Origin of the sequence: Streptomyces sp. 8N706 (assembly GCF_052245415.1) — a bacterium.
GTDB lineage: Bacteria > Actinomycetota > Actinomycetes > Streptomycetales > Streptomycetaceae > Streptomyces.
Genome location: NZ_JBQQBW010000217.1, coordinates 1 through 3,900, shown reverse-complemented (window position 1 = coordinate 3,900; position 3,900 = coordinate 1). Strand labels below are relative to the sequence as shown.

3 protein-coding genes are annotated in these 3,900 nt (G+C 71.3%); all 3 read left to right on the top strand.

All coding sequences use genetic code 11. The features are described from left to right. Positions 1–196 (top strand): hypothetical protein (locus tag ACTWQE_RS33795; protein WP_443332916.1); only part of this gene is annotated, 196 nt, incomplete at its 5' end. Between the two features lie 168 nt (positions 197–364). Further along, positions 365–2,593, top strand: a complete 2,229-nt coding sequence (locus ACTWQE_RS33790; protein WP_443332915.1) for an MMPL family transporter — start codon at positions 365–367, stop codon at positions 2,591–2,593. Positions 2,594–2,889: 296 nt separating this feature from the next. Beyond that, complete coding sequence (locus ACTWQE_RS33785; RefSeq protein WP_443332914.1) at positions 2,890–3,531, top strand: hypothetical protein; 642 nt, start codon at positions 2,890–2,892, stop codon at positions 3,529–3,531. The last annotated feature ends 369 nt before the right edge of the window (positions 3,532–3,900 follow it).

The window sequence follows — 3,900 nt, the reverse complement described above, 5'->3', positions numbered from 1 at the left end:
TTCCCCGAGGGGGAGGGCCCGCCCTCTCGGGGAAGCCCCGCCCCTGCCGGAACGGAATGGCCCCATGCTCTTGGGCGCAGGGGGCCAGGTGGTACCCGGTGCGCTCCAGGTCTCCGGGCCGATCGGCAGCCTCACGGAGCGGCGCGCCGGCGTCCGCGGTGTCCGTACGGGCGCAATCGCCGCACGGAATCTCTGAAGGGACGCTCTCCGGCGGATGAGGCGCCTACTTTCCCTCGGCGAATGTGACTAAACCCACGAAAGCGGCAATTGATCTTTCCGGCCTGTAACAGTGGGCCGGTACGTCTTATGTCCCTTGTGGGTTGTTTCTCTGAAAGATCCACGCAAAAGCTCAGGGAGCTTGTGCATGGCCGCACTCGCCGGATGGTGTCTCCAGCGTCGTCTTGCCACCATCCTGCTGTGGCTGGCCGCCCTGGTCGGTGTCGGTGTCGCCGCGGCCGTCACTGGATCCGCGTATTCGAACGACTACGACGTCCCGGGCACCGAGTCCGGGCGGGCGGCCCAGCAGCTCCAGGAGGCGTTCCCCGGCAGGAGCGGCGACAACGACACCATCGTCTGGCACACGGACCGTGGATCGGTCCGGGCCGCCGGTACCGAGCACCGGATGACCGAGACGCTCCATGAGGTCGAGGACCTGCCCGGCGTCGCCGGCGTCAACGGCCCGTACGGCACCGAGGGCGCCAACCAGATCAGCCGGGACGGCCGCACCGCGTACGCCACCGTCATCTACGAGCAGGCCCCCGAGGACCTCGACCGGGGCGAGGTGCAGAAGGTCGTCGACACCGCGCGGAGCGCAGGGACCGACCGCCTCGAGGTCGAACTGGGCGGCCCCGGCGTATCGCTCACCGAGAAGTCGTCCGCGCACCTCAGCGAGGTCGTCGGCGTCCTGGCGGCCGCCGTGGTCCTCTTCCTGGCGTTCGGCTCGCTCGCCGCGATGCTGCTGCCGATCGCCACCGCCCTGGTCGGCGTCGGCACGGCGTATCTGGGCATCTCGCTGCTCAGCCAGGTCATGACGGTCGCCGACTTCGCGCCGATGCTCGGCATGCTCATCGGGCTCGGCGTGGGCATCGACTACGCGCTCTTCATCGTCACCCGGCACCGCAGGGGCCTGCGCCAGGGGCTACCGGTGGAGGAAGCCGCCCGGCGTGCCATCACCACCTCCGGGCGTGCGGTCGTCTTCGCCGGCGCGACCGTCTGCATCGCCCTGCTGGGCATGCTGGTCCTGCGGCTGAACTTCCTCAACGGCGTCGCCCTCGCGGCCTCGCTCACCGTCGTCCTCACCGTGGCCGCCTCGGTGACCCTGCTCCCCGCCCTGCTCGGTGTGATGGGGACGAGGGTCCTCAGCCGTCGCGAGCGACGGCGGCTGGAGGAGCACGGACCCCGGCCGGAGCTGCCCACCGGCTTCTCCGCCCGCTGGTCCGCCTTCGTCGAACGGCACCCCAAGCTGCTCGGGGGCGTCGCGGCCGCCGTCATGGTCGTCCTCGCGGTGCCCACCCTCTCCCTCCATCTGGGCACCTCCGACCAGGGCAACAACCCCGCCTCCTCGACCACGCGGCAGGCGTACGACCGGCTCGCCGACGGCTTCGGCGCCGGTTCCAACGGGCCCCTGACACTCGTCTCCGAGATCGACGGGGCCGCCGACCGGCTGGCCTTCGACAAGTTGCCCGACACACTGCGCGACACGGAGGGGGTGGCTCACGCGACCACCGCCCTCGTCGACCGCAGCGGCAGCACCGGCGTGATCACCGTCGTACCGGAGAGCGCGCCGCAGTCCGAGCGGACCTCCCAGCTCGTCGAGCGGCTGCGCGAGGACGTGCTTCCCCGCGCGGAGCGGGGCACCTCCCTCGACACCCAGGTGGGCGGGCTCACGGCTGCCTATGACGACTTCGCGTCCGTGATCATCGGCAACCTGCCCCTGTTCATCGGGGTGGTCGTCGCGCTGGGCTGCATGCTGCTGCTGTTCGCCTTCCGCAGCATCGGCGTCCCGCTCAAGGCCGCCGTCATGAACATCGCCGCCGTCGCCTCCTCCTTCGGCGTCGTCGTCGCGATCTTCCAGTGGGGCTGGGGCAGCGAACTGCTGGGACTGGGCCGCGCGGGACCGATCGAACCGTTCCTGCCGGTGATCATGGTGTCCGTGCTGTTCGGGCTCTCCATGGACTACCAGGTCTTCCTGGTGAGCCGGATGTACGAGGAGTGGCAGCAGACCCGGGACAACCGGCGCGCGGTACGGGTCGGCCTCGCCGAGACGAGCCGGGTCATCAACTCTGCGGCCGTCATCATGATCGCGGTCTTCTCGGCCTTCGTGCTCAGCGGCGACCGGATCATCGCCATGTTCGGCATCGGTCTGGCCGCGGCCGTCGCCCTGGACGCCTTCGTCCTCCGGACGCTACTGGTCCCCGCGCTGATGCATATGCTCGGCGGCGCCAACTGGTGGCTGCCGAAGTGGCTCGACCGGCTGCTGCCCCGGTTCAGCATCGAGGCGCCGGAGGCCGCCCGTTCTTCGCTTCCCGCACAGCGCACGGGGGAGAGCGAGGACGTCGACGCGCTCGTACCCCCGGCCCTGTCGGACAGATAGCGGCCGCCCGCCACGGGGATACGGGGGCGCGCCCCGGAGGTCTGCCGCCGGTGGGGCACGGCCCTGGGTCGCCGGGGGTGTGGGCTGCTGGGGCGAGTCCGATACATGTGTGGGTGTGGGTCTGCTCGGGCGAGTCCGGGCTCCTGTGGTTCTGCGGTGCCGGGGCGAGCGCGGGCACCTGCGGGTTGCCGCCGCTGGGGGCAGTGCCGGGCGTTTGCCGCCGGTCCGCGCCGCGGAACCGTACCCCGTCGCCGGGATTAAGAGGACTCTCAGAAACGGCACCTACGGTGCGGCCCATGGACACCACCAAGACCAAGGACACCGACAGGACCGACCTGACGGGCACGACCGACGAGGCCACAGAGACCCCGGAGGACAAGGAGACGGGCCAGGCCGCGGTCGCAGAAACGCCGGGGGCCGCTCAGGGCACCGGGAAGGCCGGGACCGAGCCCAGCGACACGGACGGCACCGATGTCGACGGCGAGCCGGAGGACGAGCAGGCCACGGCGCCCGTGCGTTCCTCCGTCATCGCCACCGGGGCCGCGGCCGTGGTCGGTGCGGCTCTCGGTCTCGCCTCCCTCACCGGCACCTGGGTCGGTCGGCTGGCGGCGGAGCGCGAGCAGCTGATCGGGCAGATCAAGACCTCCACGAGCGGGGGCCAGGCACAGCCGCAGGACCAGATCGCGGCCCTGTACGGCAATCCGTGGCACGCGACTGCCCTGTTCAACGGCCTGTTCGCCCTCGCCGCGCTGATCGTCGCCGGGGCGGTCCTCCTCCGTCCGGTCGCTGCGGCTGCCGCCGCCGACAGCCCGCGGGCCACCTGGATCCGGGCCGTGGCCTGGGCCGGAGTAGTGCTCGGCGTCCTCGGCCTCCTGGTCTCGGGCGCGCTGTACTTCGACGTCTTCGGCATGCCGTCAGCCTCGGCGCCCACGGGCTGAGCTCACGGCCGGAAGCCGGGGCTGACCCCAGTGTCTGAGCCGGCTTGGCCTGTGCCCAGGGTCTGAGTCGGCTTGGCCTGAGCTCATGGTTGCAGCCCATGGCTCAGGTCCGTGACGTGAGGCCCACGGACCGGGGCTCCCGCAGGCCCACGGACCGGGGCTCCCGCTTCACGGACACGCTTACGGACAACACGGCCCGCGGCCCTGGTAGGGCGTGTCCGACGGCTCTGAGCGGATCAGCGACCGTCGTCCGGCATGGGGTACTCCCCAGCCTTCGGCCGACGGGGGGACCTCCACCGGCCGAAGGCAGGGGAGCATCGCAAGGCGGTGGGGTACCCACGGCCGGAGGCCGAGGTCGTGCTGGGGTTA